Genomic DNA, 23,690 nt, shown 5'->3' with positions numbered 1-23,690 from the left:
GGACTAGTCGCTCTCTTCAGTGCGGTGCTCTGCGGACTCGCGTACGGCGGACGACTCGCGGTCGTCGGACGCCTCGGGTCCCCCGGAGGTCTCCCGGCCGGCCGTGGCGAACGCGGCCAGGCCGGTGAAGGAGGTGTCCGGCGGGACGGCGGAGACGGTCCTCTCCTCGGTCCGCCCGGCCGGTGTCGGCACGGCCGTGCCACTCCGACTGCTGCGGCGGCGCGGCAGTCCGCCGGGCGTGGTGTCCGGTGCGTCGGCGGGTTCGGCCGCGGACTCGGCGGTGACCTGTTCCTGGGCAGGGGCGGGCGCCGGGGCGGCCGGTGCCGTGGCGGACGCGGCGGCCGTGGGCAGCGGACTGAAGTACTTGTGCGGGACCACGACGACCACCGAGGTGCCGAGCCAGGGCGAGTCCGCGAAGGTGACGCGGATGCCGTAGCGGCGGGCGAGGGCGCCGACGACCCGCAGGCCGATGTTGGCGTCCTCGGAGATGCCGCCGAGGCCCGGACCGGCCGCGGTGCCGGCGAGGGCGTTCTCCGCCTCGCGCTTCTTCTCGTCGCTCAGGCCCTTGCCGGAGTCCTGGATCTCGATGCCGACACCGTTGGGCACCTCCTTGCCGGAGACGATCACCGGCTCGGTGGGCGGCGAGTAGCGCGTGGCGTTGTCCAGCAGGTGGGCGAAGACCAGCGTGAGGTGGTCCACCAGGCCGCCGTCGACGCCGAGTTCGGGCAGATGGCGCACCTCGACGCGGTGGAACTCCTTGATCCGGCCGATGCCGCCGCGGACCACGCTGAGCAGGCGCTGCGGCTCCTGCCACTGCCGGCCCGGCCGGTCGGAGCCGCCGAGCACGCCGACGCTGGCGGCGAGACAGTCGGCGGGGCCGATCGCCTGGTCGAGCTCCATCAGGCCGCGCGCGACGGCCGGCAGCCGGCCGTGCTCGCCCTGCATCTCGTGCAGCCGGCCGCGGAGCTTGCTGGTCAGGACGTGGATGCGGTTGCCGATGCTGATCACGGCCTGCTCGGCGGAGGTGGAGCGGTTGAACTCCTCCTCGACGCCGATCAGGGCGGTCCGCAGCACCTTGCGCAGATCGGCCTGGAGTTCGGGAGCGACCTTGGCGCACTGGTTGACGGAGGGCAGCAGGTCGTCGATGGCGTCACCGGCGCGCAGCCGCTTCAGCGCGTCAGGGAGCTGCTCGTCGGCGAGGCGGGCCACCGCTGCCTGCTGGTGGGCGAGTTGTTCCTGCCAGTCGGCGGTCTGCTCGGCGAGCTGCGCCTCGTGACTGCGGGCCTGCTCGGTGAGCTGCGCCTGGTAGCCGTCGGCCTGCTCGGTGAGGCGTACCTCGTAGCTCTCGGCCTGCTCGGCCAGCCGCGCCTCGTACGCCCTTGACCGGTCGGCGAGTTGGGCCTCGTGGGCGGCACGCTCGGCGGAGTGCTTGCGCTCCAGGCCCGCCACATGCTGCTGCCACTGCTGCGAGTGCTCGGCCTGCGAGGTGCGGAAGCTGCCCTCCGCGCGGCGCAGTTGGGTCTGGGTGCGGATCAGCAGCCGTACGCACACGGAGCCCACTGCGGTCGCCGCGGCTCCGGCGACGGCCGCGGTTATTCGCTCCGAGCTCATGAACGTGGCGGCAACCGTTCCTCCTCCTAAGGCCAGTGGCATCAGCCACCAGCTGTACCAGGCGACAGGGGCCCGCGCCGCCGGGGGCGGAGTGGCGAGTTCCATCTGCATCCTTCGAAGCAACACGATCGAACGGGGGGGGTGTGCACAGGGGGGTGTACAAGGGGACCGCACTCATGAGTACGCACCGAGAGCCGACCCGTCGCGATCGCGTCAACTCGCAGCGCCGGACGGGAGCTTATCTGGTTCCAACCCGAAAGGATCAACCTCAGGGGGTGTGCGGACGTGAGGGTTCCGTCACTCTCCGCCAGGAAGGCGTTAATCGACATATGGCCTTTGCGTGCCCGGCCGGGGCCGGGCGGCGGGCGAGGAGACGGGCGTCAGCCGCGGGAGGCCGGTCCGAGCGGCCGCCTCAGGGTCACGGAGTGCGCGCGAATCCGTGCCGCTCGTAGCAGCGGACCCGCGTCCGTGTTCGCCGAGGTAGGCGGTCACTTCCGCCTGCTCGGCGCCCCGCCCGGCGGCCAGGGCGAGGAAGTCCGAAACCAGACGTGCGCCGGGGAGCCGGGGCGGGGGGAGGGTCCCCGCGCGAGCGCAGCCGAGCGTCAGCGTGTCGTCTGGAACGTCCGCCGGTACGTCTGGGGTGACACGCCGATCGCCGAGTGCAGGTGCTGGCGCAGGGACGCGGCCGTGGCGAAGCCGACCTGGCCGGCGATCGTGTCCACGGGGAGGTCGCTGGACTCCAGCAGGTGCCGGGCCCGGGCGACACGTTGCTGGATCAGCCAACGGCCGGGGCTGAGGCCCACCTCGTCGTTGAAGCGGCGGGCGAAGGTGCGCCGGCTCATCCGGGCGTGGGCCGCCAGGTCGTCGAGGGTCAGCGGTTCGCCGAGGCGTTCGAGGGCCCAGGCGCGGGTGGCGGCCGTGCTCGCGGCGCCGGACTCGGGGACGGGCCGCTCGATGTACTGCGCCTGCCCGCCGTCCCGGAACGGCGGCACCACGCAGCGGCGGGCGACCGTGTTGGCGAGTCGGCTGCCGTGGTCCTTGCGCACCACATGCAGGCAGACGTCGATGCCGGAGGCTGCTCCGGCCGAGGTCAGGACGGGGTCGTCGTCGACGAAGAGCACGTCCGGATCGAGGTCGACGTGCGGGTACCTGCGCCGGAACTCGTCGGCGAGCTGCCAGTGGGTGGTGGCCCTGCGGCCGTCCAGCAGCCCGGCCGCGGCCAGCACGAAGGCGGCGGTGCAGATGGAGACGATGCGGGTGCCGGGGCGGATCCGGGCGAGCGCGCCGGCGACCTCGTCCGGGAGGTCGGTGGGGACGGACTCCGGTGCGATGGGCGCGACGACCACGGTGTCCGCCGTGCCCAGGGCCTCGGGTCCGTGTTCGACGGTGACGGTGAAGTCGGCGTTGGTGCACACCGGGCGGCCGTCGACGGTGCAGGTCAGCACCTCGTACCGGCCGTCGGCGGCGCCGAAGATGCGCGCCGGGATGCCGAGCTCGAAGGGGTAGACGCCGTCGAGCGCGAGGACCGCGACCCGGTGCGTCTGCCGATTGCCGCCACTGCCACTGCCACGCATGGCACGATCTTATCGAAGGTTGGCAATCTTGCCATTCTCCCAGCGGGCCGACCGCGGCAGGCTGGAGCACCATGAGCGATGTGAACACCATGCGAGCCATCAGTCAGGATGCCCTCGGCGGGCCCGAGGTACTGAAGGAAGTACGGATCGAGCGGCCGGCCCCACGGCCGAACGAGGTCCTGGTCCGGGTGCGGGCCGCCGGCGTCAACCCGACCGACTGGAAGCACCGCGCCTCCGGCGGCTTCCTGGGGCAGCCGCCCTTCGTCCTCGGCTGGGACGTGTCCGGCGTGGTCGAGGCGACCGGGATCGGCGTCGCCCTGTTCAAGCCCGGCGACGAGGTCTTCGGCATGCTGCCGTACCCGTTCGGTCACGGCTCGCACGCCGAGTACGTCACCGGCCCGGCCCGCGCCTTCGCACTGAAGCCCGCCGGGATCGACCACACGCAGGCGGGCGCGCTGCCGCTGGTCTCGCTGACCGCGTGGCAGGCGCTGGTGGAGCGGGCGGACCTGCAGCCGGGACAGCGGGTGCTGGTCCATGCCGCGGCCGGCGGGGTCGGGCATGTGGCGGTGCAGATCGCCAAGGCCCGGGGCGCGTATGTGATCGGCACGGCGAGCGCGGGCAAGCACGACTTCCTGCGCGAGATCGGTGTGGACGAGGCGATCGACTACCGGACGACCGACTTCGCGGAGACGGTGCGGGACGTCGACGTCGTGCTGGACACCCTCGGCGGCGAGACCGCCGTGCGCTCGCTGCGCGTGCTGCGCCCCGGCGGACTCGTGGTCTCGATCCTGCCGGTCGGTTCGGAGGACTTCTACGAGGAGGCCGAGCGGCTCGGCGTCCGGGCGGTCCGCATGCTCGTCGACGCCGACCACACCGGCATGAACGCCATCGCCGGGCTCGTCGAGGACGGCCGGCTGCGCGCGACGATCGCGGGCACCTTCCCGCTGGGCGAGGCCGCCAAGGCCCACGCGCTCGGCGACACCGGCCGCACCACCGGGAAGCTGGTCCTGCTGGTCGACTGACCGCCGCCTCCTGCCACTGCGCCCTGCCCCGCCCTGCCGCAGCCTTCGAAACACGAATGAACTCAGGCTCAATTTCGATGACATATGTCAATCGAACATGCTGAAATTCACTCCACCGAAGGTAACTTGCAGGGCGGGTCCCGCAGTTGTGGGCTCGTCAGGCCGCTTGGAGGCGAGGTCGTCGTGGGGCAGGAGGCTGCGCCGCTCACCCGGCATCTGCGCGTCCACCAGGAGCGGGGGCACACGGTCCTGGAGTTCCGCGGGGAGATCGACATGCTCTCCGCGGCGGAGATCCTCCCCCACCTGGACGAGGTGACGGCACGGCCCGCCCCCCGCATCGTGATCGACCTCAACAGGGTCGAGTTCTTCGACGCCTCCGGGTTGCGTCTGCTGTACCGGGCCCGCAGCCGGGTCCTCGCCCACGACGGGCAGCTCCACCTCGTCTGCACCCACCCGCTGACCCTGCGCGTCCTGCGCGTCACCGGCCTGTCGCGGCTGCTGCCGCCGCAGCCGACGCTGGACGCGGCCCTCCCCCGGCCCGGGACACCCGCCGTCTGACTGGACGGCGCTCCCCTCATCAGTCGTACATCGGTCAACCATGCGGTGGGGCAAGGGATTTGAGGGCATGTGGACAGGAGGAAGGAGGACCGTCGCCATGACGACTTCCATCAAGCGCCTCCCCCGGCGCCTGCCCGGCTGGGCGAAGGCCGTGAGCGCCCTCGTGCTGGTGCTCGTCGTGCTGTTCGCCGGGATCCGGCTGAGCGTGCTGCCGGGACTGAGAGACCTGTTCGGCACCGAGACGCACGACCGCTCGGGTCCGGCCCTGCTCAAGTCGATCCAGGACATCAGCCGTTACGACGCCGCCTCCGGCAACTTCCAGGTCGTCGTCGATCTGGAGAAGGACACCAAGTACCTGCCCGACGCGATCCGCGGCACCCGGACCCTGTACGTCGGCGCGGGCACCGTCGACGCCTACGTCGACCTCGGCAGGCTCGGCAAGGACGACGTGACGGTCGACGAGGACCGTACGTCCGCCACGCTCCGGCTGCCGCACGCGGCACTCGGCGAACCCGCCCTCGACACCGACCGTTCCTACGCCGTGTCCAAGCAGCGCGGTCTGCTCGACCGGCTGGGCGATCTGTTTTCGGACAACCCGAACAGCGAACAGGCCGTGCAGCAGCTCGCGGTGCGGCACATCCGTGCCGCGGCGAAGGAGAGCGAGCTCACCGAGCGGGCCGAGTCCAACACCACCGGCATGCTGGAAGGCCTGCTGGGCTCCCTCGGCTTCAAGGAGGTACGGGTCACCTACGGAACCTGATCAGGTGGCCGGGACGCCGGGCAGGGTGAGCACGCCGAGCAGCGTGGCGCCCACCAGCAGCCAGGCCACGTAGTCCCCGACGTGCCCGGACTGCAGGCGCCGCAGCGGCAGCGCCCGGTCCGGGGCGGCGAGCAGCTTCGGGCGGGTGACGGCCACGGCGGCCAGGCCCACGGCCAGCAGGGTCGACACGAAGCCCAGCAGGATGCCGAGCGGTGTCCAGTGCACGGCGACGACGGCCCCGCCGGAGCCGGCCTCGTTCACGGCATGCGCCACCATGTCGCCGAAGCCGGGGGTCGCCCCGACGGCAAGAGCTCCGGCGAGCAGCAGTGCCGGGACGGCCGTCATGGTGTCGGGTACGAAACCGATCCGTCCACGGGTCTCGGGCTCCTCCCCGGAGCCGGTCGTCTCGTACTCCCCCGCCTTCGGCGGCGGGGGCCCGAGGCCGAGGAACACCCGCGCGGCGACCCGCAGTACCGCGCCCGCCGTGACCGCCGAGGCGAACACATACAGCACGGTGAGCGGGCCGCCCGCGGCCTCCTCCGTGACCGACTTGCCGAGTGCCGTGCCGAACGGCGGCAGCCCGGCGAGGCCCAGGGCGCCGGCCGCGAACAGCACGGCGACACCGCGCAGTTGCCGGGCCCGCCCGTGCAGGGTGTGCTCGTCGACGGTGCCGTGGCGGTCGAGCAGGATGCCGGTGCAGGCGAACAGCGCGGCCTTCACACCGGCGTGGCCGAGGATGTACAGGGCGACTCCGTCGTCCGCCTCCGGGGTCAGCACGCCGACGCCGATCAGGAACAGACCGGTGTGGGCGACGGTCGAGTAGGCGAGCAGGCGTTTGATGTGCCGCTGGTACCAGCACATCACGGCACCGACGGCCGCCGTCAGCGCGCCCACCGCGACGAGGACCCGTTCCAGGTCGGCCGCCGGGATTCCGCCGGGACCGGCGAACACGGTCCCGTACACCCGCCAGACGCCGTAGACGCCGAGTTCGACCATGACGCCCGACAGCAGCATGCACACCGGGGTCGGGGCGACGGCGTGGGCGTCCGGCAGCCAGAAGTGGAAGGGCACGGCGGCGGCCTTGACCAGCAGCCCGGTCAGGACGAGGACGAAGCCCGCGAGGACCAGCGCGTCGGGCCCGCCGTGCGCGTCCAGTCCGCGGCCGATCTGCACCATGGCCAGCTCACCGGTGCGCGCATACAGCAGCCCGATGCCCATCAGCATGGCGTACGCGCCCAGGGAGTTGACGACACCGAAGGTCAGCGCGCCCTGCACGGCCTTGGCCTCCTCGACGCGATAGCCGGTGAGCGCGTACGCCACGACGCTCATCAGCTCGAAGAAGACGAACGCGTTGAACAGGTCGCCGGTGATCGCGAAGCCGCACATGCCGGCCTGGAACACCAGCATGAGCGCGGGGTAGGAGCCGGCGTGCCGGCGGGGCGGTTCGTCGAAGTAGTGCCAGGAGTACACCAGGGCGGCGAGCGTGAGCAGCGAGGCGAGCACGGCCATGCCGAGGCCGGGTCCGTCGCCGACCAGGACGATGCCGACGCTCCGCCCGTCCACCGGCGTCCAGCCGCCGACCCATTCGGTCCTGGGCGGCGAGGAGTTGAGCAGCAGCAGGACGGCGAGCGCGGCGGTGCCCCCGGCGACCAGGCAGCCGGCCGTCTCGGCGACGACGCGGGGCAGTCTGCGGCCCGCGGCGACCAGCGCGGCGGCGCCGAGCAGGGGGACGGCGACGAGGAGCGGCAGCAGGTGGTGCATCAGCCGCGCAGCTCGGAGAGCTCGTCGGGGTCGACCGTGCCGTGCCGCTTGGCGGTCTGCATGACCAGCGCGAGCAGCAGGGCGGTGACGGTGGCGCCGACGACCACGTCGGTGAGGGCGAGTGCCTGGACGACCGGGTCGACGACCGGGCGGGAGCCGGGCTCGGTGTCGGAGTACACCGGAGCGGTGGCACCGTCGCGGTAGCCGACGGCCACCAGCAGCACGTACGTGGCGGCCTGGCAGACGGACAGACAGCCGACGGCGTGGATCAGATTGCGGCTGGTGGCCAGCCCGTAGCAGCCGGCCAGGAAGACCCAGGCGGCGACCAGGTACGGCAGTACGTCCATCACAGCGGCCTCACGTCCTCGTTCTCCTCCTCGATCTCGACGGCCTGGTCCAGGAAGCGGGCGAGCAGGACGACGACCGCGCAGGCGACCTCCATGCCGATGGCCGCGTTCAGCAGCGGCACGGTGCCGCCGGAGGACAGCGTGTTGAACGTGCCGTACGGCAGCAGGGTGTTGGCGAGGAAGGCGGTGCCCGCGAGGACGCCCGCCAGGCCCAGGACGAGGTAGGCGCAGGCGGCGGCCGCGTCACCGACCTCGTACAGGCCGACCGGCCGGATGCGTTCCAGGGCGCGGTAGTCGGCGCCGAGGTAGAGCAGGTGCAGGGCGGTCGCGGCGACGACGCCGCCCTGGAAGCCGCCGCCGGGGCTGAGCTGGCCGTGTGCGATGACGTAGAGGCCGGTGAGCAGGGCGACGGGCAGGACGATCAGGGCGTAGCGGCGTACCGGCGGGTCCACGTCGGCGGGTTCGGGCCGGGCGCGGTGTTCGTCGCGGGTCTGGCGCAGCAGGACGACGCAGCCCAGCACGGCGGCGAACAGGATGCTCAGCTCGCCGAGGGTGTCGAAGGCACGCTGGTCGAAGTTGACGGAGGCGACGGTGTTGGCGGTGTGCCGGTCGAGGGACGCGTGCACGGCCCGGTCGCCGTACGGATGCCTCTCGCCGCCGAAGTCCGGCATCTGCAGGCAGGCTGCGACGAGCAGCGCGGCGAGTCCCGCGCCGCCGACGGCCACGAGCCACAGCCGGGCGCGCCGGTTCACCTCGCCCGCCCCTTCTGCTGTGCGCGCCGCCTGGCCTTGCGGACGGTGAGCAGCAGCAACAGCGGTGTGACGGCGGAGCCGGCGGCCAGTTGCGACAGACCGACGTCGGGCGCCTGGAGCGCCGTGAACAGCACGGCGAGCACGACGCCGAGGACGGACAGGACGAGGGCCTGGCGCACCGGGTCGCGGACCGCGACGGCGAGAGTCGCGCCCGCGGCCACGAGCAGCAGCGCGATGACGACGACCGCGTCAGCCACGGCGGACCTCCCGGAATCCCCCGGCGGCCGCGCGGGCGGCGACGAGGTTCCCGCCGATCAGCAGCGCCCCGGTCACCAGGAGCTTGACCGTCTGGCGGCCGGGCCCGGTCGCCGCGCACAGCGCCAGGACGACGGCCGCGCCGAGGCCGGCGGCCGCCCAGGTCGGCCACCGGGCGGGCGGCGGGCCGTCGGCCAGTTCACCGGCGAGCAGCCGCGCGAACACGAGGGTGCCGACGGGGCCCAGCACGGCGAGGACCAGCGCGAGATCGACGTACGACGGACGGTCGTAGCCCTGGGAGAGCAGCAGCAGACCGGGACAGGCGAGGGCGGTGGACAGGTTCTGGGCCGTGACGCGGTGGCTGAGCGGCCCCGTGACCACGCCCCACAGGGTGGCCGCCAGACCGACACCGAGCGTGACGGCCGCCGCGAGCGTCCAGCCGTTCACGATCCGGTCACCGCCCGTCGCGCGGCGCCGGCCGCGAGGGCGGACACGCCGGCGGAGCCCGCCCCGACGGCGAGCTCCAGGGTGTCGACCGCGCTGACGAGGACCAGCCACACCCCGGTGAGCGCCACCCACCAGGCCAGTGCCTCGGCCACCGCGAGCAGAGTCGTACGCCGGATCATGGGCGGCCACCTCCGCGGTTCGTCGTGTCACGCTGTGTCAGCACGCCGTGTCATCAAAGCACCAGCCCGGGAGGAGGCCGGGGCGGCGCGCGCGGGTCTTCGGCGGAGTGCCCTGGCTGCAGACGGCGAAACCGCGGCGGCGGGTCGCGGCATCGTTGTCGGTGTCCGGGGTAACCGCCTTACAGAGATGGGAAGTTGAAGACTGGAGGACCGAATGGCCCGTGCAGCCTTGCTGTCCCGCATCCTGTCCCGCCCGCGCCCCGCCAAGCCGCCCCCCGAGCCCCCCGCCCGGAAGGCGCGCGCACCGCGGCGGCTGCTTCCCCTGATCGGCCGCGCCCTGGCGATGGCGTGCGCCTTCGCCGTCATGGTGGCCTTCGCGGTCGTGCTGGCCCGGGTGACCCTGCAGCCCTCCCCCGCCTCCGAGGCGCTGACGCACAGCAATCTGCGGCCGGGCCGCTCCCTCCAGGCCTATCTGGACCAGCCGGCGCTGCGTGACGCGATCCGGCAGATCGGCGGCAATCTGCTGCTCGGGGTGCCCTTCGGGGTGCTGGTGCCGGTGCTTGCGCCGCGGGCGCGGGGGATCCTGCGCGTGCTGCTGCTGACCGCGACCGTCATGCTCCTGGTGGAGCTGGCCCAGGGAGCGATGGTCACGGGCCGCGCCTTCGACATCGACGACGTCATCCTCAACACCGTGGGAGCACTGGCGGGCTATCTGCTGCTGGGGCGCCGGCTGGGCCGGGCGGTGCACGTACGCCGCTGAGGCCGAGCCTCAACTATTGGTCTGTACCTGGGTATTGACGGCCCCTTACCCCCGCCTCTTGAATCAAGGTGACCCCTTCACCCCCCACCTCAGTCGGCGCACCCGCACCCCGAGGCGCCGTACGGAAGGGAGAACCCTTGCCCTCGCCACGCCTGCTCCGCAGCTGTCTGCTCGCCGCGCTGTCCGCCGTACTCGTCGCGTCCGCCGCGATCGCCCCCGCCCGGGCAGAGCCGGCGGGCGTCCGGGCGGTGACCTTCTCCGACACGTTCGACGGCCCCGCCGGGGCAGCGGCCGACTCCTCCAAGTGGCAGATCGAGACCGGCGACAACGTCAACAACCACGAACGGCAGTACTACACACCCGGCACGAACAACGCCGCCCTCGACGGACAGGGCCACCTGGTGATCACGGCCCGCCGGGAGAACCCGAACAACTACCAGTGCTGGTACGGCCGTTGCGAGTACACCTCGGCCCGGCTGAACACCGCGGGGAAGTTCACCGCACAGTACGGGCACGTCGAGGCCCGGATGAAGGTCCCGCGCGGGCAGGGCATGTGGCCGGCGTTCTGGATGCTCGGCAACGACCTGGGCGACGTAGGCTGGCCGGCCTCGGGCGAGATCGACGTCATGGAGAACGTCGGCTACGAGCCCTCGACGGTCCACGGCACGATCCACGGTCCCGGCTACTCCGGCTCGGGCGGCATCGGCGCCGCCTACTCCCTGCCGAACGGCCAGGCCTTCGCGGACGGCTTCCACACCTTCGCCGTCGACTGGGCACCCGACTCGATCACCTGGTCCGTCGACGGGAACGTCTACCAGCGTCGGACCCCCGCCGACCTGGGCGGAAGGACCTGGGTGTTCAACAAGCCGTTCTTCCTGATCATGAACCTGGCGGTGGGCGGCTACTGGCCCGGCGACCCGGACGGCTCCACGGTCTTCCCGCAGCAGCTCGTGGTGGACCATGTGTCGGTGACGACCAGCGACGCCCCGACCGGCGTGGCGATCAGAGGGCTGGCCGGCAAGTGCGTGGACGTCGCCGGGGCGAGCTCCACCAACGGCACTCCCGTACAGTTGTACGACTGCAACGGCTCCGCCGCGCAGCAGTGGACCGTCGGCTCGGACGGGACGATCCGGGCGCTCGGCAAGTGCCTGGACGTCACCGGCCACGGCACCGCGGACGGCTCGACCGTGCAGCTGTGGGACTGCGCGGGAGGCGCGAACCAGCGATGGGCGGTCACCGCGGCGCACGACATCGTCAATCCGCAGGCCGACAAGTGTCTCGACGTCACCGGCAACAGCTCGGCCAACGGCACCCGGTTGCAGATCTGGACCTGCACGGGCGGCGCCAACCAGAAGTGGACGGTCGGCTGAGCTCCACCGGCCCTAGCGCGGGGTCCAGGTGAACTTGTCGCCGCCCACCCATCGCACCACCTCCGGATCGTCGAGGTCGTGGACCGTGATGCCGAACGCGGCGGCGGTCTCCAGGACGTCGGTGACGGCCCGCGCCGCCCCGACCACTTCACCGTCTATCTCCACGATGCGGAAGGGCGGCCGCCCGGGCTGAACGCCGAGCACCATGATCCGCGGGTGGGAGATATGGGGGCTCGCGATTTCGGTCATGACATCGAGCGTAAGTCGGATCCGGCCGTCGCGACCCTCGTGCGCCGGCGGTGGCCGGGTGCCGGCCGCCGTGCGGCCGCCGCACTGCTGGGGAACCCTGGAGGGGTCCCGGAGGAGGTGGCGATGGATCCCGTCGAGGCCCTGGACCGGATCGCCTTCCTGCTGGAGCGGTCCCTGGCTCCGACGTACCGCGTCCGTGCCTTCCGCAGCGCGGCGCGGACACTGAAGGCGCTGCCGGAGGACGAGGTGCGCGAGCGGGCCGCCGCCGGGTCGCTGGAGTCCCTCAAGGGAATCGGCCCGAAGACCGCGCAGGTGGTGCGGGAGGCACTGGCCGGACAGGTGCCCGGCTATCTGGAGCAGCTGGAAGGCGGGACGGGGCCGGCCGGCCCGCCGGTCCGGGGCGGTGAGAGGCTGCGGGCGCGGCTGCGCGGGGACTGCCATGTGCACTCCGACTGGTCGGACGGCGGCAGTCCGATCGACGAGATGGGCCGGGCCGCTGCGGCGCTCGGACACGAGTGGACGGCGCTCACCGACCACTCGCCACGGCTGACCGTGGCCCGCGGGCTGTCCGCCGGCCGGCTGCGCGAACAGCTGGACGTGGTGGCGGACCTCAACCGGACCTGGGCTCCGTTCCGGCTGCTGACCGGCATCGAGTGCGACATCCTCGAGGACGGCTCGCTCGACCAGGAACCGGAGCTGCTCGAGCAGCTCGACGTCGTGGTGGTGTCCGTGCACTCCAAGCTGCGTATGGATGCCCGCCCGATGACCCGCCGCATGGTGACCGCCGTACGCAGTCCGCATGCGGACGTCCTCGGCCACTGCACCGGGCGGCTGGTGACCGGGCGGGGGCGGCCGGAGTCGGAGTTCGACGCCGACGAGGTGTTCGCGGCGTGCGCCGAGTCGGGCACGGCGGTGGAGATCAACAGCCGCCCGGAACGGCTCGACCCGCCCCGTCGGCTGCTGCGCCGGGCCGTGGCGGCCGGCGTTCTCTTCGCGATCGACACCGACGCGCACGCCCCGGGGCAGCTGGACTGGCAGCTCCACGGCTGCGCGCGGGCGGAGGAGTGCGGGGTGCCCGCGGAACGGGTGGTGACGACGTGGTCGGCGGACGAGCTGCTGACCTGGACGCGGGAGGGGCGGGTTCCGGCCGGGGCGGGGTGATCCCCACCGGGACGGCTTGGCGGGACCCTCGCGTGGTACTCGTGCGGCTGATGAGGCAGAGCGGAAGGGACTGGCCATGGATCGCGCGGCCGTGTTCGACGTCGACGGGACGCTCGTCGACACCAACCACCTGCATGTCGCGACCTGGTGGGAAGCCTTCCGGCAGGCGGGGCACCGGATCCCGATGCACGCCATCCACCGCGCGGTGGGCCTGAGCGCCTCCGACCTGATCGCGCACCTGCTGGGCGACGACCGGGACAAGGAGCGCGACGGCGAGCTCAGCACCGCGCACAAGGTCCTCTACGGTCAGTACTTCGACCGGCTGCCCCCGCTGCCGGACGCCGGTCGGCTGCTGCGCCGGCTGCACCGGGACGGGTGGACCGTGGTGCTCGCGACCTCGGCGGGCGGTCCGGAACTGACCGCGCTGCGCCGCGCCATCGACGCGGACGAGGCGATCACCGCCACGGCCAGTGCCGACGACGTGACGGCGGGCAAGCCGGCGCCCGAGCCCGTCGCCCACGCCCTCGAACTCGCCGGCCTGCCCGCCGAGCGGGCCGTGTTCGTCGGCAACACCGTGTGGGACATGCAGGCGGGCAGCAGGGCCGGGGTGCGCTGCGTGGGCGTGCTCTGCGGCGGGATCCCGCGGGCCGACCTGGAGGAGTCCGGGGCGGACGCGATCTACGACGGCCCCGCCCATCTGCTCGCCTCCCTGCCGGACGGCGCGCTGAGCTGAACCGTCGCCGGAGGTGACACACATCACCGCCCTGTGCGGCGCTGGGCGGAACACCCAGGGGTGCCCGCCCGTTGAACAGGCCGTGGGTGCGGATGGGACAGTGTCCCCGGGCCTCACCATTTGCCCACAGGGACGATCGTTCGGCTGAAGCCCTGTGGAGCCTTTCGCCGAGAGGCGACCGCCATCCGTGCCCACCACATGGCCGCCCCGGCCGGAATCCCCCGTCCGGTCGGGGCTTTCCCCTGCGTGCGCACTGCTGCGTATGCGCTCACACGTCCGGGTACTCGGTCCCTCCCGCCGGAGTACGCCCGAGAGGAGCCGAACGTGAGCAACGCAGCGGGCAGCAGGATCGTCGTCACCGGCGCCACCGGCAACGTCGGCACCAGTGTTGTGCGCCTTCTCTCGGAGGACCCGCAGGTCGGGTCCGTCCTGGGGCTGGCGCGTCGGCTTCCCGAGTGGCAGCCGCCGAAGACCGACTGGTCGGCGGTCGACATCGCGTCCGAACAGGCCGATCTCGTCAGGGAGTTCCTGGGCGCCGACGCCGTGATCCATCTGGCCTGGGCCTTCCAGCCGACGCACGAGCCGGCCACGACCTGGCGCACGAACGTGCTCGGCGGCATCCGGGTCTTCGACGCGGTCGCCGCGGCGGGCGTGCCGACGCTGGTCCACGCCTCCTCGGTGGGCGCCTACTCGCCGGGGCCCAAGGACGACGCCGTGGACGAGTCGTGGCCGACACACGGCTGGCCGGACGCCGCGTACTGCCGGGAGAAGGCCTACCTGGAACGCACCCTCGACACGTTCGAGCGCGAGCATCCCGGGATCCGGGTGGTGCGGATGCGGCCCGCCTTCCTGTTCAAACGCGAGTCGGCGAGCGAGCAGCGCCGGATCTTCGGCGGGAAGTTCCTTCCGGGGCCGCTGGCCCGTCCCGAGCTGCTGCCGTTCCTGCCCGACATACCCGGACTGCGCGTACAGGCGCTGCACACCGACGACGCGGCCAGGGCGTATCTGCTCGCGGTGGGCTCGGACGCCCGGGGCGCCTTCAATCTCGCGGCCGATCCGCCGGTCGATGCGGCACTGCTGGGCAAGCTGCTCGGGAGCCGTCCGGTACGGCTCCCCCGGACCGCGGCCCGCTCGGCGATCGCCGCCGCGTGGGGACTGCATCTGCTGCCGGCCTCCCCGCATCTTTTCGACGCCGTCGTCCGGCTGCCGCTCATGGACTGCAACCGCGCGCACACCGAACTCGGCTGGCAGCCGGAGTACACGGCGACCGAGGTGATCGAGGAGTTCCTGCAGGGGCTCCAGCAAGGGGCGGGGGCCCAGACGGAACCGATGCGGGGTCGCAAGGTCGGCTGACGCACGCGCGGCGCGGTCAGGCCGGCGACTCGTCCGGTGCCGGGTGCTCGGGGTGCACGGTGGCCGAGCGCGGGGCACCCTGTCTGCCCGTCCCCGCCTCGTCCGTGTCGGGGACATCGGTGGCCGGCTCTTCGGTCTCGGCCTCGGCCGTCTCGTCGCTGCCGCGGTCCGTGGTGGGGGCGGGCACCTCCCAGGGGTCCTCCTCGCCTTCGCGGGCCTGCTGGTCGGGCAGGTCCCTGGACACCGGGTCGGGGCTGCGGCCGGGTTCCTCGTGTCGATGGTGGCTCACGACGGGCTCCCTTCGTGTCGTCCCCAGGCACACGCGAGTACCGCCGGCCATGAGGACGAAACCGCACCTCGTGATGAGCCGTCGCTCAGCCCTCGGGAAATCCAGTGGCTGCCCCGCGTCGGGGCTACCTAACCTAGGCCAGTACCTAGGACCCCTAGTTTTTTGGCGAAAGCCTCGGAGACCGCCATGCGATCGCTCACCGAGCAGGACATCCGCACCTCTTTCATCAACTGTTCCAAGGGAGAGGCCAAACGACTGGCCGTCCCGCGTGACCTCGGCGAACGCCCCTGGAGCGACCTGGATTTCCTCGGCTGGCGAGATCCCGGCGCACCCGACCGCAGTTATCTGGTCGCCGAGCGGGAGGGGCGGCTCGTCGGAGTGACGCTGCGGTTCCCGCCCCCGCAGCGCGGTTACCTGCACCGCAGCATGTGCTCGCTCTGTCTCACGACGCATCCGCGGGGCGGCGTGTCGTTGATGACGGCCCGCAAGGCGGGCGCGGCGGGCCGCGAGGGGAACTCCGTCGGTGTCTACATGTGCACCGACCTCGCCTGCTCCCTCTACGTGCGGGGCAAGAAGATCTCGGAATCCGGGGCCCGCTTCGAGGAGAGCCTCACGCTGGAGGAACAGATCGCCCGGACGACGGGCAACCTGTCCGCCTTCCTCGACAAGCTGCACGCCTGACGCTCGATACGTTCGATGCCTGTGGGGAAAGGGAACAGGCCAAGGCATGCGAGTTGTACGAGAGTGGTCGGCACCCCTCGTGCGGTCCGTGCGGAAGGCGCTGCGGGATCCCGTGGTCGTACAGGCGCTGCGGTCGTCGGCCGCGGCGACGGTCGCGTATGTCATCGCGCTGCGCCTGAGCCCCGAGGCGGCACCGCTCACCGCGCCGCTGACCGCGTTGCTGGTCGTCCAGGTCACCCTGTACGCCACCCTCACCAACGGCATCCGCCGGGTGAACTCGGTGGTGGCCGGGGTCCTGGTCGCCATCGCCTTCAGCCTCCTGGTGGGCCTGACCTGGTGGAGCCTCGCGCTGCTGATCATCGCCGCGCTGGCGGTCGGGCATCTGGTGCGGGTGGACGAGTACGTCCCCGAGGTGGCGATCAGCGCGATGCTGGTCCTCGGGGTCACCACCGTCGGTGACACCGCGTGGGCGCGGATCCTGGAGACGCTGATCGGTGCGGTGGTCGGCCTCGCCTGCAATGTGCTGTTGCCGGCGCCGGTGTGGGTGGGCGAGGCGGGGGCGTCGATCGATGGGCTGGCCCGCCGGATGCGGCAGTTGATGCTGCATGTCGGCGAGGAGGCCGCGGGCCGCACCCCCGTCGACCTCGCGGCCGAACGGCTGCACGAGGCGCGGCGGCTGGACCACGACATCGTGCAGGTGGACGCGGCGCTGCGGCAGGCCGAGGACAGTCTGCGGCTCAATCCGCGGGTGCGTGAGGGTCTGCTGCACCGGGTGGTGCTGCGCACCGGTCTGGACACGCTGGAGATCTGCACCGTCGTCCTGCGGGTCCTCGCCCGCACCCTCACCGACCTCGCGAAGGAACGCGAACCGGAGCCGCTGTTCGAGAAGGAGTCGGGTGCCGTCGTCGAGCAGCTTCTGTGCCAGATCGGCGACGCCGTGGTCAGCTTCGCGGTGCTGGTCACCACGCATGTCAGCGTCAGCGCCGAATCGGCGGAGGTGCGACTGACCAACGAGCTGCGCACGGCTGCGGGCAGCCGGGACAAGCTGGCCCAGCTGCTCCTGGACGAGGTCCGGCGCGATCCCCACCAGTGGCAGCTGTACGGCGCCGTACTGACCGAGGTCAACCGCATCCTCGACGAACTCGACACCGAGCACCGCACCCGCCGCCTGCTGGAGGAGCTGGACCGCCACACCCGCGAGCAGCGCGAACGCCTGCCGAGGCTCACCCGGCTGCGTGAGCGCATGGGCATTCAGGAGCAGCTGTGGCGGAACCGTACCGGGATGAGCGGGCGTTCTTGGTGAGGGAGCGCCGGGACGAAGCCGGCCCCGGATGCGAGGGAGCGGGCCGATGGCCGACACCACCGTGCGGATCGACGGGAACACTCTGCGCTTGCCGGGCGGCGTGGCGGTGCGGTTCATCCGCACGCTGCGGCTGCCCGAGACGGGCACGCATCCGCTGCCGCCGGGGCTCGGCGAGTTCCCGGTCCGACGGGTGGCGGACTACCCGGAGACGGTGCCCGACCAGTGGCGGGCGCGCGGCGGCGTGATGCTGCCGGTGTATCTGCGCGAGGCCATGTGGCTGAGCTTCGCGGGCACGACCGAACCCGCCGCTCTGCAGGTCGGGGTGGGCAAGGTGTGCGCGGTCTCGGGAAAGCCGTGGAGCGGCCGGCTCGCCCGCGATCCGCAGAACTACGTCGTGCTGCCGCGGCAGCCGTGGCTGGACGGCATCAACTCCGGGAAGGGCACGGTCCGCCAGTTCGTGGCGGTGCCGCTGGGCGTCGGGGCGACCGTGGAGGGCCAGGTCACGGGCGAGGAGGTCTGGGGCGGCGTACAGCTGCAGTCGTTCCCGCTGAACGGCGACGCGCTGGCCACCTGGCGCGAGCAGGAGCGGCGCCGTGCGGAGCAGGCGCGGGCCATGCCCCTGTCCGCCCCGGGCTACGGGGCCGCGCCGCCCGCTCCGGGCGCGATGCCGGCCCCCGCGGCGGCGCCTGCGGGCGGTCGTCCCCGGGCCGCCGCGGCGATGGGGCTGGGGGTCGGCGGTTCGATGCGCCAGGAGGTCTACCGGGACGAGCGTCCGCTGTCGGACTGGTCCGAGGAGCCCGCGGGGCGGGTCTTCGTGCATCTGGTGACGCCACCGGAGTGGCGCCGCATCACGGGCGAGGCTCCCCCGCCGTCACCTGTGGACCGGGCGGCGTACACCCGTGCGGGACTGCCGTGGTACGAGTACTACGACGAAGACGCCCAGGACCTCGCCCCCACCGACGCCCTCGGCCGGGTGAAGCCGGTCGGCGACTGGCTCGGCGACGACCACGAGCCCTGGCAGAACCCGGCCCCGCACCAGGTGAAACCGCTGGGAGACGCGCAGGGCAAGCCGGTCGAGGACGGCGACTGGTAGCCCCACTGTCGTTGCGCTGTGCGCAACCGGCGTTGCCGTTCTTGCACTTGCCGGGTGATCCGCGCCAAGGTGGCTGCCACAACAGGGCCGATCGGTGATCTGAGGTGCGGGAATGGGCAGGGGTGCGCGGGTGTCGCGCGGCGGCTGGAGCAGGCGGCGCCTGGTCGGGGCTCTGGCGGTGGCGGCGCTGCCGGCGTCGGCCGCCTGCGGAAGCACACCGGCGGACGAGGCCCCCGAGAAGTCACCGGGCGGTTCCGGGCAGGCCTCGCCCCAGCCGTCCCCCGGGCCCCGCCCGCTCTACATCGGCACCTACACCTCCGTCGACGGCGGCGGCACGGGCATCGGCCTGGCCACCTACGATCCGGCGACCGGCCGCGTCACCGACGCCGGAACCCTCACCGGCGTCGGCGATCCGTCGTACCTCGCGGTGCACCCGGACGGCCGCACCCTGTACGCGGTCAGCGAGCGCGAGGACGGCGCCGTGACCGCCGTCCGGCTGTCCGACCGCAAGATCCTCGGCAGCCGCAGCACCGGCGGCGCGGCCCCCTGCCATCTCTCCGCGCACCCGAGCGGACGCTGGCTGCTCAGTGCCCACTACACCTCCGGCAGCGTGGCCGTGCACTCGATCGACGCCTCGGGTGCGCTCGGCGAGCGCACCGACCTGGTCACGCACTCCACTCCGGCACCGGGGCCGGGCCAGGAGGGCCCGCACGCCCACCAGATCGTCACCAGCCCGGACGGCCGCCATGTTCTCGCGGTCGACCTCGGCACGGACACCGTCTACACCTACCGCCTCGACCAGCGCAGGGGCACGCTCCGCGAGGTGTCGCAGGCCCGCACCCGGCCGGGCGCCGGTCCGCGCCACCTCACCTTCCACCCCGGTGGGCGGCACGCCTATCTGGCCAACGAGGTCGACGACACGGTCGCGGTCTGCGCCTACGACCCGGCGACCGGACGGCTGACCGTCGGCGAGGCCCAGTCCACGGGGGCGGGCGAGGGCACCAACTACCCGGCGCAGATCCTCGTCACCGCGGACGGCTCGTACGCGTATCTCGCCAACCGGGGCCACAACAGCCTCGCGCGCTACGCGGTGGAGGCCGACGGCGCCCGGCTGCGACTGCTGGACACGGTTCCGGTGGCGGGTGACTTCCCGCGGCAGATCGCCTTCTCGCCGGACGGTGCACTGCTGTTCGCGGCGAACCAGCGGTCCGGCACCGTGAGCGTCTTCCGCGTGAACGCGGACAACGGTGAACTGCGGCTCGCGGGCGAGCCGTTCACCTCACCCGTCGCCGTCTGTGCGCTGCCGCTGTAGCGCGCGGGGGCAGGAGGCGGCGCTCGCCTGCGCGAGCAGCACATGCATGCGCTCGGTGAGCTGGGCGACGCCGTCGGCGGGCGTGTGGAAGGGCAGCCGGACATCGCCGTGGGCGCGGCGGCGCTCGATCCGCAGCGTCAGTCCGTGCCGGTCGACGGCGAGCGGCTGGACGCGCACCACACCGTGCAGGCTGCCCGGTTCGACGAGGCGGGTGAGGCGCTCGACCGCGTCGGGGTGGGCGTCGGCGAGATGGGTCAGCAGCCGGGCCTCGGCGGTGGCCAGCGGGTCGGGTGCGGCGGCGGCGAACTCGTCCAGGTCGACGACCACCGCGCCGGACGTCTGCCGCAGCACCACCCGGGTGGCCCGGAAGGCCAGGTGGCCCTCCTCGATGGCGAACCAGCCGGCCAGCCACAGCCGGGCCCGGATGCGGTTGCGCATCGGGACGGGCGCGACGTCGGCGAACTCCAGGACGGCGGACGGCTCTCCGCGGGGCGCACAGATCGTGGCCGCGAGCAGCGCGCTGTCCTCGGGCACCTGCAGGATCACCCGCCCGTCCTCGGCCACGCTGTGCGCGCCGACGAGTTCCTCGCGGACGCCCTCCGCGGTCACCGCGCACGACCACGAGGTGGCGAGCACCGATCGGGCCCGTTCCGCCGTGGCGGGCACGGCCGCCCAGGCGTGACTGTCACCCATCCCAGTTCCTCCTTAGGTAAGCCTTGCCTAACCTATCGAAGATCCAGGCGTACGCCAACCAGGCAGAACCACAGAGTTTGCTGTACGCCGGGGGCGTCAGCCCCAGTGCGGAGGCCGCTGCACCGATGCCGGCAGCCGGGTGCCCGCCGTCCCACGGGCCGCATTGACCTGCGGCTGGGTCAGGAAGAACGCGCCCGTCAGATCGGCGTCCGTGAGGTCGGCGTCGCGCAGGTCCGCGCCGATCAGGTCGGCGCCGCGCAGATCGGCGCCGGTCAGGTCGGCGGCGATGAGCAGAGCACCGCGGAGGTTCGCGCCGCTCAGATCGGCACCCTTGAGACGGGCGCCGATCAGGTCGGCCCCCCGGCGGTTCTTCCGGCGCCCGCGGGTGCCCGCCCGGGCCAGCTCGCTGGTCTTCAGGAGGAGAACGTTGATCTCCTGCCGGTGCGCACCCACGTCCAGCGCGCCGAGGTCGTCGGCGCTCAGCCGGGTGAGCCGCTCGGTGTCCTCCAGGGCCCGTCGCAGGTCGGCGTGGACGGGCCGGGCGGCGGGCAGGGTGAGCGCCTCGGTCAGGTACCAGAGCAGTTCGTGGAGCTGCCGCACGACGGGAAACACGTCGAACATCCGACGGGCCTGCTCCCGGGAGCCGGTCCGCCAGTCCTGTCCGCCGAAGGTGACCTGCGAGACCCGCTGTCCGGCGCCGAAGCAGTCGTAGACCGTGCAACCGGTGAAGCCCTGCTGCCGCAGCGTGGCGTGGATGCCGCACCGGTGATCGCCCCGCAGGTTGGCGCAGGGCTTTCCGGCGTCCTTGTCGATCGCGAAGTCCGCCGAGGCGGCGAAGGGCAGAGCGACGCAGCACAGCCCGAAGCAGTTCGCGCAGTCTCCACGCAGGTCGGCCAGGTCGCCGGGGTGTTCTTGCATCCCCTCAGCCTAATGGCCCGCCCGAAAGGAAAACTCACCGATGAATTTCCGGTCCTGTGGGGGTCCCCTCACACAACGGAAAACAGCTTCGGCTACTACAGAGATACAAGCCGACTGCGGTCAGGAGCCCACCGGATCGAGGAGACGTCATGTGCCGCCATCAGCCACCCTGCCCCACCGCCGACAGCCCCGAGCACCACACCGCGACGATCGTGTCGGCCCACCCCGAGCAGGGGTGGAACCTGCTGTGCAACGGCACCATCGTCTTCGACGACACCGGTGAACTCCTGCCGGACGGACGGGTAGTGAACCCGCACCGCGTCGTCGGGCCGCTGACCGTGGCCGCCTGACACTCCGTCACCGGCCGAAGAGTTCGAACGCCACCGCGGGCCGGCCCCCGAACCGCTTCCCCGTCTCCTCCGCGAAGCCGGTCAGAAAGCCCCGGACGTACGTTTCCGGGTCCTCGTCCGTCAACGCCTTGATGTAGGCGCGGTGTTCGAGCAGCGAGCGCACCCCGCGCTCCAGGCCGGGCGTGGCGTCCACGGCGTGCGTGGGGCTGCCGGAACCCGCGACGGCGACCCACCGGACGCCGTTCCAGGGTTCCAGGCCCTGCTCGACGAGCTCCGGGAAGATCCACCGGTTGCCCGCGTCGCCCGCCGCGTCGAGCGTGGCGCGGCCGACGGCCACGTGGTCCGGGGCGTTCCAGGCGACGCCGCCCCAGGTATCCCGGTGGTTGAGGGTGATGAGCAGCTCGGGCCGGTGCCGGCGGATAGCGGCGGCGATGTCACGGCGCAGGGCGGTGCCGTACTCGATGACACCGTCCTTGTGGTCGAGGAACTCCACCACCGATACACCGACGACGGCCGCACTCGCCCGCTGCTCGCGCTCCCGCAGCGCGCCGCAACTGGCAGGCTCCAGGGTGTCGATGCCCGCCTCGCCACGGGTGGCCAGGACATAGGCCACCTCGCGTCCGGCGTCGGTCCACGTGGCGATCGCCGCCGAGCAGCCGTACTCGAGGTCGTCCGGGTGCGCCACGACCGCGAGCGCGCGCTGCCAGTCGTCCGGCATGGGCTGGAGCTGAGTGATCGTCGGCTCGGTCATGCCCGCAGCCTAGCCCGGGCCTCCGGACTCACACCTCGTCCCGCGTCAGCGCGATCAGTCGGTCCAGGACCCGCGGGCCCGAGGCCCGCACCCCGTCGTGCTCGAACTCGTCGGTGACCCAGGTCCGCAGACCGCGGATCGTGCGGGCGGTCTCGAGCGAGTGAGCGGTGTCGACGTACATGTCGTCGTGGTAGATCGCCGCCGCGACCGGCACCTCGTTGGCGGCGAGGCGCGCCGGGTCGTACAGGGGCCGCCAGTCGGTGCGGGCGGCGAGCAGGTCGGCGGTCTCGCGCAGGGGGCGCAGAGCCGGGTCGCAGTCGAACGTCCAGGGGTGGACGGACTCCCCCGTGAACAGCAGCGGTCCGTCGCCCGCGAGCGCCTTGGCGGCGTCGAACTGCCCGAACTCCGCGCGGACCCGCTCGGCCGACCAGTCGGTGGGCCGCCCGTCCTGGCCGTAGATCGCCTCGTGGACGAGGGCGTACAGGGGGTGGCTCGCGTAGGACAGCACACCCTGGACCTCCTCCTGGAACGCGTCGGAGAGGGCCGCTCCCTGCGGGGTGCGGACGAAGGCGTGCTCCAGGAGGTGGTGCAGGCGGTGGCTGCCCTCGGAGCCGCCGAGGAGGATGCCGACGGACTGGAAGGCCTCGACGGTGAGCCGGTAGCCGCCTGGCAGGACCACGTCGTGCGTCAGCAGGTGATCGGCGATGCGGCGGGCGCGTTCGACGTCCTGCGGGTAGCGCGCGTAGTGCGCCATGACCTTGCGCTCGATGCGCGGGTAGGCGGCCCGGTAGACGTCGTCGGCGTGCGCGTCGAGCGCGGGGAGCCCGCCGGTGATGAGCGCGGCGCGCAGGCCTTCGGGGGCGGTCGACAGGTAGGTGACCGTGCAGAAGCCGCCGAAGCTCTGGCCGAGGACGGTCCAGGGGGCGCCGCCGGTGACCGCGGGGCGGATCGCCTCACAGTCACGGACGATCGAGTCGGCGCGGAACAGCGCCAGGTACGCGGCCTGCTCGGCCGGGCCGCCGCGCAGCGGGAGCGTCTGCCGGTTGGCGGGGGTGGAGTGGCCGGTGCCGCGCTGGTCGAGAAGGAGTACGCGGTACTCCTCCAGGGCGCGGCCGAGCCAGGCCTGCTTCCCGACGAAACGATTCGCCCCGAAGCCGGGGCCGCCCTGGAGGTAGACCAGCCAGGGCAGGTCCTGGTCCGCCTTGTCGCTCGCGACGACCTCGCGGGCGTACAGCTCGATCGTCTCCCCCTGCGGGTCGTCGTGGTCGAGGGGCACGGTGAAGTGGCGGTCGGTGAGGACGACGCCGGGCTGGCGGTAGCTGACGCTCAACGGGTCTCCCGGGTGCGGACGACGGTGCGGGCCGCGTCCCAGTTCAGCACATGCGCGTCCGGCAGGCCGGACCGGGGA

At 72.5% G+C, this 23,690-nt stretch carries 27 protein-coding genes; 13 read left to right on the top strand and 14 right to left on the bottom strand.

The window, feature by feature from the left end; translation table 11 throughout:
- Window positions 1-3: 3 nt before the first annotated feature.
- Both ACFV7R_RS26185 and ACFV7R_RS26180 read right to left on the bottom strand, forming a co-directional pair.
- On the bottom strand, window positions 4-1,716 hold the full coding sequence (locus ACFV7R_RS26185; RefSeq protein ID WP_385267623.1) for an ATP-binding protein: 1,713 nt from the start codon (window positions 1,714-1,716) through the stop codon (window positions 4-6).
- Window positions 1,717-2,213: 497 nt separating this feature from the next.
- Window positions 2,214-3,185, bottom strand: coding sequence for a GlxA family transcriptional regulator (locus ACFV7R_RS26180; protein WP_385267621.1), 972 nt, complete (start codon window positions 3,183-3,185; stop codon window positions 2,214-2,216).
- A gap of 71 nt (window positions 3,186-3,256) precedes the next feature.
- Between ACFV7R_RS26180 and ACFV7R_RS26175 the strand changes: the two genes are divergently transcribed.
- From ACFV7R_RS26175 to ACFV7R_RS26165, 3 genes are all read left to right on the top strand, one after another.
- A complete protein-coding gene (locus ACFV7R_RS26175) occupies window positions 3,257-4,207 on the top strand; it encodes an NADP-dependent oxidoreductase (RefSeq protein ID WP_385267619.1) in 951 nt (316 codons plus the stop codon).
- Between the two features lie 183 nt (window positions 4,208-4,390).
- On the top strand, window positions 4,391-4,765 hold the full coding sequence (locus ACFV7R_RS26170) for an anti-sigma factor antagonist (RefSeq protein ID WP_385267617.1): 375 nt from the start codon (window positions 4,391-4,393) through the stop codon (window positions 4,763-4,765).
- Window positions 4,766-4,862: 97 nt separating this feature from the next.
- Window positions 4,863-5,525: a DUF4230 domain-containing protein gene (locus ACFV7R_RS26165; protein WP_385267615.1), complete on the top strand. Its 663-nt coding sequence runs from the start codon at window positions 4,863-4,865 to the stop codon at window positions 5,523-5,525.
- On the opposite strand, the gene ACFV7R_RS26160 is transcribed toward ACFV7R_RS26165, so the two are convergent.
- Genes ACFV7R_RS26160 through ACFV7R_RS26135 form a run of 6 tightly spaced genes read right to left on the bottom strand, consistent with a single transcriptional unit; the run spans window position 5,526 to window position 9,266 of the window.
- The gene (locus ACFV7R_RS26160; protein WP_385267613.1) at window positions 5,526-7,286 is read right to left on the bottom strand and encodes a complex I subunit 5 family protein; all 1,761 of its coding nucleotides are present in this window, start codon (window positions 7,284-7,286) and stop codon (window positions 5,526-5,528) included. It abuts the gene before it with no gap.
- The gene (locus tag ACFV7R_RS26155; RefSeq protein WP_385267611.1) at window positions 7,286-7,633 is read right to left on the bottom strand and encodes a sodium:proton antiporter; all 348 of its coding nucleotides are present in this window, start codon (window positions 7,631-7,633) and stop codon (window positions 7,286-7,288) included. Before ACFV7R_RS26155 ends, ACFV7R_RS26160 begins: the two co-directional genes overlap by 1 nt.
- Window positions 7,633-8,385 carry an MnhB domain-containing protein gene (locus ACFV7R_RS26150; RefSeq protein WP_385267609.1) on the bottom strand — a complete coding sequence of 251 codons (753 nt, stop codon included), beginning with the start codon at window positions 8,383-8,385 and terminating at the stop codon, window positions 7,633-7,635. The genes ACFV7R_RS26155 and ACFV7R_RS26150 overlap by 1 nt, the downstream gene beginning before the upstream one ends.
- Window positions 8,382-8,642: a hydrogenase subunit MbhD domain-containing protein gene (locus ACFV7R_RS26145; protein ID WP_385267607.1), complete on the bottom strand. Its 261-nt coding sequence runs from the start codon at window positions 8,640-8,642 to the stop codon at window positions 8,382-8,384. The genes ACFV7R_RS26150 and ACFV7R_RS26145 overlap by 4 nt, the downstream gene beginning before the upstream one ends.
- Window positions 8,635-9,087, bottom strand: a complete 453-nt coding sequence (locus ACFV7R_RS26140) for a monovalent cation/H+ antiporter complex subunit F (RefSeq protein ID WP_385267605.1) — start codon at window positions 9,085-9,087, stop codon at window positions 8,635-8,637. Before ACFV7R_RS26140 ends, ACFV7R_RS26145 begins: the two co-directional genes overlap by 8 nt.
- Window positions 9,084-9,266 (bottom strand): hypothetical protein, encoded by a 183-nt coding sequence (locus tag ACFV7R_RS26135; protein ID WP_385267602.1) that lies wholly within the window; start codon window positions 9,264-9,266, stop codon window positions 9,084-9,086. Before ACFV7R_RS26135 ends, ACFV7R_RS26140 begins: the two co-directional genes overlap by 4 nt.
- Before the next feature lie 214 nt (window positions 9,267-9,480).
- Between ACFV7R_RS26135 and ACFV7R_RS26130 the strand changes: the two genes are divergently transcribed.
- Complete coding sequence (locus ACFV7R_RS26130) at window positions 9,481-10,026, top strand: VanZ family protein (protein WP_385267599.1); 546 nt, start codon at window positions 9,481-9,483, stop codon at window positions 10,024-10,026.
- A gap of 137 nt (window positions 10,027-10,163) precedes the next feature.
- Complete coding sequence (locus ACFV7R_RS26125; RefSeq protein ID WP_385267597.1) at window positions 10,164-11,396, top strand: ricin-type beta-trefoil lectin domain protein; 1,233 nt, start codon at window positions 10,164-10,166, stop codon at window positions 11,394-11,396.
- Between the two features lie 12 nt (window positions 11,397-11,408).
- On the opposite strand, the gene ACFV7R_RS26120 is transcribed toward ACFV7R_RS26125, so the two are convergent.
- A complete protein-coding gene (locus ACFV7R_RS26120; RefSeq protein WP_385267594.1) occupies window positions 11,409-11,645 on the bottom strand; it encodes a hypothetical protein in 237 nt (78 codons plus the stop codon).
- A 123-nt stretch (window positions 11,646-11,768) separates the two neighbouring features.
- On the opposite strand from ACFV7R_RS26120, the gene ACFV7R_RS26115 reads away from it, so the two are divergent.
- From ACFV7R_RS26115 to ACFV7R_RS26105, 3 genes are all read left to right on the top strand, one after another.
- Complete coding sequence (locus tag ACFV7R_RS26115) at window positions 11,769-12,806, top strand: PHP domain-containing protein (RefSeq protein WP_385267591.1); 1,038 nt, start codon at window positions 11,769-11,771, stop codon at window positions 12,804-12,806.
- A 76-nt stretch (window positions 12,807-12,882) separates the two neighbouring features.
- A complete protein-coding gene (locus tag ACFV7R_RS26110; RefSeq protein WP_385267588.1) occupies window positions 12,883-13,539 on the top strand; it encodes an HAD family hydrolase in 657 nt (218 codons plus the stop codon).
- A 324-nt stretch (window positions 13,540-13,863) separates the two neighbouring features.
- A complete protein-coding gene (locus tag ACFV7R_RS26105) occupies window positions 13,864-14,892 on the top strand; it encodes an SDR family oxidoreductase (protein WP_385267585.1) in 1,029 nt (342 codons plus the stop codon).
- Window positions 14,893-14,908: 16 nt separating this feature from the next.
- Here ACFV7R_RS26105 and ACFV7R_RS26100 read toward each other — a convergent pair whose 3' ends face one another.
- On the bottom strand, window positions 14,909-15,181 hold the full coding sequence (locus ACFV7R_RS26100; RefSeq protein ID WP_385267582.1) for a hypothetical protein: 273 nt from the start codon (window positions 15,179-15,181) through the stop codon (window positions 14,909-14,911).
- Window positions 15,182-15,367: 186 nt separating this feature from the next.
- On the opposite strand from ACFV7R_RS26100, the gene ACFV7R_RS26095 reads away from it, so the two are divergent.
- The 4 genes from ACFV7R_RS26095 to ACFV7R_RS26080 all read left to right on the top strand — a co-directional run bounded on the left by ACFV7R_RS26095 (window position 15,368) and on the right by ACFV7R_RS26080 (window position 19,570).
- Window positions 15,368-15,862, top strand: a complete 495-nt coding sequence (locus tag ACFV7R_RS26095) for an FBP domain-containing protein (RefSeq protein ID WP_385267579.1) — start codon at window positions 15,368-15,370, stop codon at window positions 15,860-15,862.
- A 46-nt stretch (window positions 15,863-15,908) separates the two neighbouring features.
- Window positions 15,909-17,165 (top strand): aromatic acid exporter family protein, encoded by a 1,257-nt coding sequence (locus tag ACFV7R_RS26090; protein ID WP_385267576.1) that lies wholly within the window; start codon window positions 15,909-15,911, stop codon window positions 17,163-17,165.
- A gap of 46 nt (window positions 17,166-17,211) precedes the next feature.
- Entirely contained in the window at window positions 17,212-18,258 is a 1,047-nt protein-coding gene (locus ACFV7R_RS26085; protein ID WP_385267573.1) for a hypothetical protein, read from the top strand.
- 112 nt (window positions 18,259-18,370) lie between these two features.
- On the top strand, window positions 18,371-19,570 hold the full coding sequence (locus ACFV7R_RS26080; RefSeq protein ID WP_385267570.1) for a lactonase family protein: 1,200 nt from the start codon (window positions 18,371-18,373) through the stop codon (window positions 19,568-19,570).
- Here the strand turns inward: ACFV7R_RS26080 and ACFV7R_RS26075 are convergent.
- Together ACFV7R_RS26075 and ACFV7R_RS26070 are read right to left on the bottom strand one after the other, a co-directional pair.
- Window positions 19,538-20,263: a DUF2470 domain-containing protein gene (locus ACFV7R_RS26075; protein ID WP_385267567.1), complete on the bottom strand. Its 726-nt coding sequence runs from the start codon at window positions 20,261-20,263 to the stop codon at window positions 19,538-19,540. The two genes, ACFV7R_RS26080 and ACFV7R_RS26075, sit on opposite strands and share 33 nt — an antisense overlap.
- A gap of 96 nt (window positions 20,264-20,359) precedes the next feature.
- Entirely contained in the window at window positions 20,360-21,181 is an 822-nt protein-coding gene (locus tag ACFV7R_RS26070; protein WP_385267564.1) for a pentapeptide repeat-containing protein, read from the bottom strand.
- Between the two features lie 149 nt (window positions 21,182-21,330).
- Here ACFV7R_RS26070 and ACFV7R_RS26065 point away from each other — a divergent pair, with 149 nt between their 5' ends.
- Entirely contained in the window at window positions 21,331-21,531 is a 201-nt protein-coding gene (locus ACFV7R_RS26065) for a DUF5999 family protein (RefSeq protein WP_385267561.1), read from the top strand.
- Window positions 21,532-21,538: 7 nt separating this feature from the next.
- Here ACFV7R_RS26065 and ACFV7R_RS26060 read toward each other — a convergent pair whose 3' ends face one another.
- Window positions 21,539-22,282, bottom strand: a complete 744-nt coding sequence (locus ACFV7R_RS26060) for a PIG-L deacetylase family protein (RefSeq protein WP_385267559.1) — start codon at window positions 22,280-22,282, stop codon at window positions 21,539-21,541.
- A 28-nt stretch (window positions 22,283-22,310) separates the two neighbouring features.
- Window positions 22,311-23,612, bottom strand: coding sequence for an alpha/beta fold hydrolase (locus ACFV7R_RS26055; protein WP_385267556.1), 1,302 nt, complete (start codon window positions 23,610-23,612; stop codon window positions 22,311-22,313).
- Window positions 23,613-23,690: the final 78 nt, after the last annotated feature.

Source organism: Streptomyces sp. NPDC059866 (assembly GCF_042731325.1).
Taxonomy (GTDB): Bacteria; Actinomycetota; Actinomycetes; order Streptomycetales; family Streptomycetaceae; genus Streptomyces; species Streptomyces flavusporus.
This window is presented reverse-complemented; position numbering and strand designations above follow the sequence as displayed.

What these genes read in the sequence shown, in the direction of transcription:
- ACFV7R_RS26090 (WP_385267576.1), top strand. Translation starts at nt 15,909, where the DNA reads ATGCGAGTTGTACGAGAGTGGTCGGCACCCCTCGTGCGGTCCGTGCGG.
- ACFV7R_RS26085 (WP_385267573.1), top strand. Translation starts at nt 17,212, where the DNA reads ATGGCCGACACCACCGTGCGGATCGACGGGAACACTCTGCGCTTGCCG.
- ACFV7R_RS26110 (WP_385267588.1), top strand. Translation starts at nt 12,883, where the DNA reads ATGGATCGCGCGGCCGTGTTCGACGTCGACGGGACGCTCGTCGACACC.
- ACFV7R_RS26130 (WP_385267599.1), top strand. Translation starts at nt 9,481, where the DNA reads ATGGCCCGTGCAGCCTTGCTGTCCCGCATCCTGTCCCGCCCGCGCCCC.
- ACFV7R_RS26180 (WP_385267621.1), bottom strand. Translation starts at nt 3,185, where the DNA reads ATGCGTGGCAGTGGCAGTGGCGGCAATCGGCAGACGCACCGGGTCGCG.
- ACFV7R_RS26175 (WP_385267619.1), top strand. Translation starts at nt 3,257, where the DNA reads ATGAGCGATGTGAACACCATGCGAGCCATCAGTCAGGATGCCCTCGGC.
- ACFV7R_RS26080 (WP_385267570.1), top strand. Translation starts at nt 18,371, where the DNA reads ATGGGCAGGGGTGCGCGGGTGTCGCGCGGCGGCTGGAGCAGGCGGCGC.
- ACFV7R_RS26070 (WP_385267564.1), bottom strand. Translation starts at nt 21,181, where the DNA reads ATGCAAGAACACCCCGGCGACCTGGCCGACCTGCGTGGAGACTGCGCG.
- ACFV7R_RS26060 (WP_385267559.1), bottom strand. Translation starts at nt 22,282, where the DNA reads ATGACCGAGCCGACGATCACTCAGCTCCAGCCCATGCCGGACGACTGG.
- ACFV7R_RS26135 (WP_385267602.1), bottom strand. Translation starts at nt 9,266, where the DNA reads ATGATCCGGCGTACGACTCTGCTCGCGGTGGCCGAGGCACTGGCCTGG.
- ACFV7R_RS26185 (WP_385267623.1), bottom strand. Translation starts at nt 1,716, where the DNA reads ATGGAACTCGCCACTCCGCCCCCGGCGGCGCGGGCCCCTGTCGCCTGG.
- ACFV7R_RS26095 (WP_385267579.1), top strand. Translation starts at nt 15,368, where the DNA reads ATGCGATCGCTCACCGAGCAGGACATCCGCACCTCTTTCATCAACTGT.
- ACFV7R_RS26115 (WP_385267591.1), top strand. Translation starts at nt 11,769, where the DNA reads ATGGATCCCGTCGAGGCCCTGGACCGGATCGCCTTCCTGCTGGAGCGG.
- ACFV7R_RS26120 (WP_385267594.1), bottom strand. Translation starts at nt 11,645, where the DNA reads ATGACCGAAATCGCGAGCCCCCATATCTCCCACCCGCGGATCATGGTG.
- ACFV7R_RS26065 (WP_385267561.1), top strand. Translation starts at nt 21,331, where the DNA reads ATGTGCCGCCATCAGCCACCCTGCCCCACCGCCGACAGCCCCGAGCAC.
- ACFV7R_RS26075 (WP_385267567.1), bottom strand. Translation starts at nt 20,263, where the DNA reads ATGGGTGACAGTCACGCCTGGGCGGCCGTGCCCGCCACGGCGGAACGG.
- ACFV7R_RS26155 (WP_385267611.1), bottom strand. Translation starts at nt 7,633, where the DNA reads ATGGACGTACTGCCGTACCTGGTCGCCGCCTGGGTCTTCCTGGCCGGC.
- ACFV7R_RS26160 (WP_385267613.1), bottom strand. Translation starts at nt 7,286, where the DNA reads ATGCACCACCTGCTGCCGCTCCTCGTCGCCGTCCCCCTGCTCGGCGCC.
- ACFV7R_RS26165 (WP_385267615.1), top strand. Translation starts at nt 4,863, where the DNA reads ATGACGACTTCCATCAAGCGCCTCCCCCGGCGCCTGCCCGGCTGGGCG.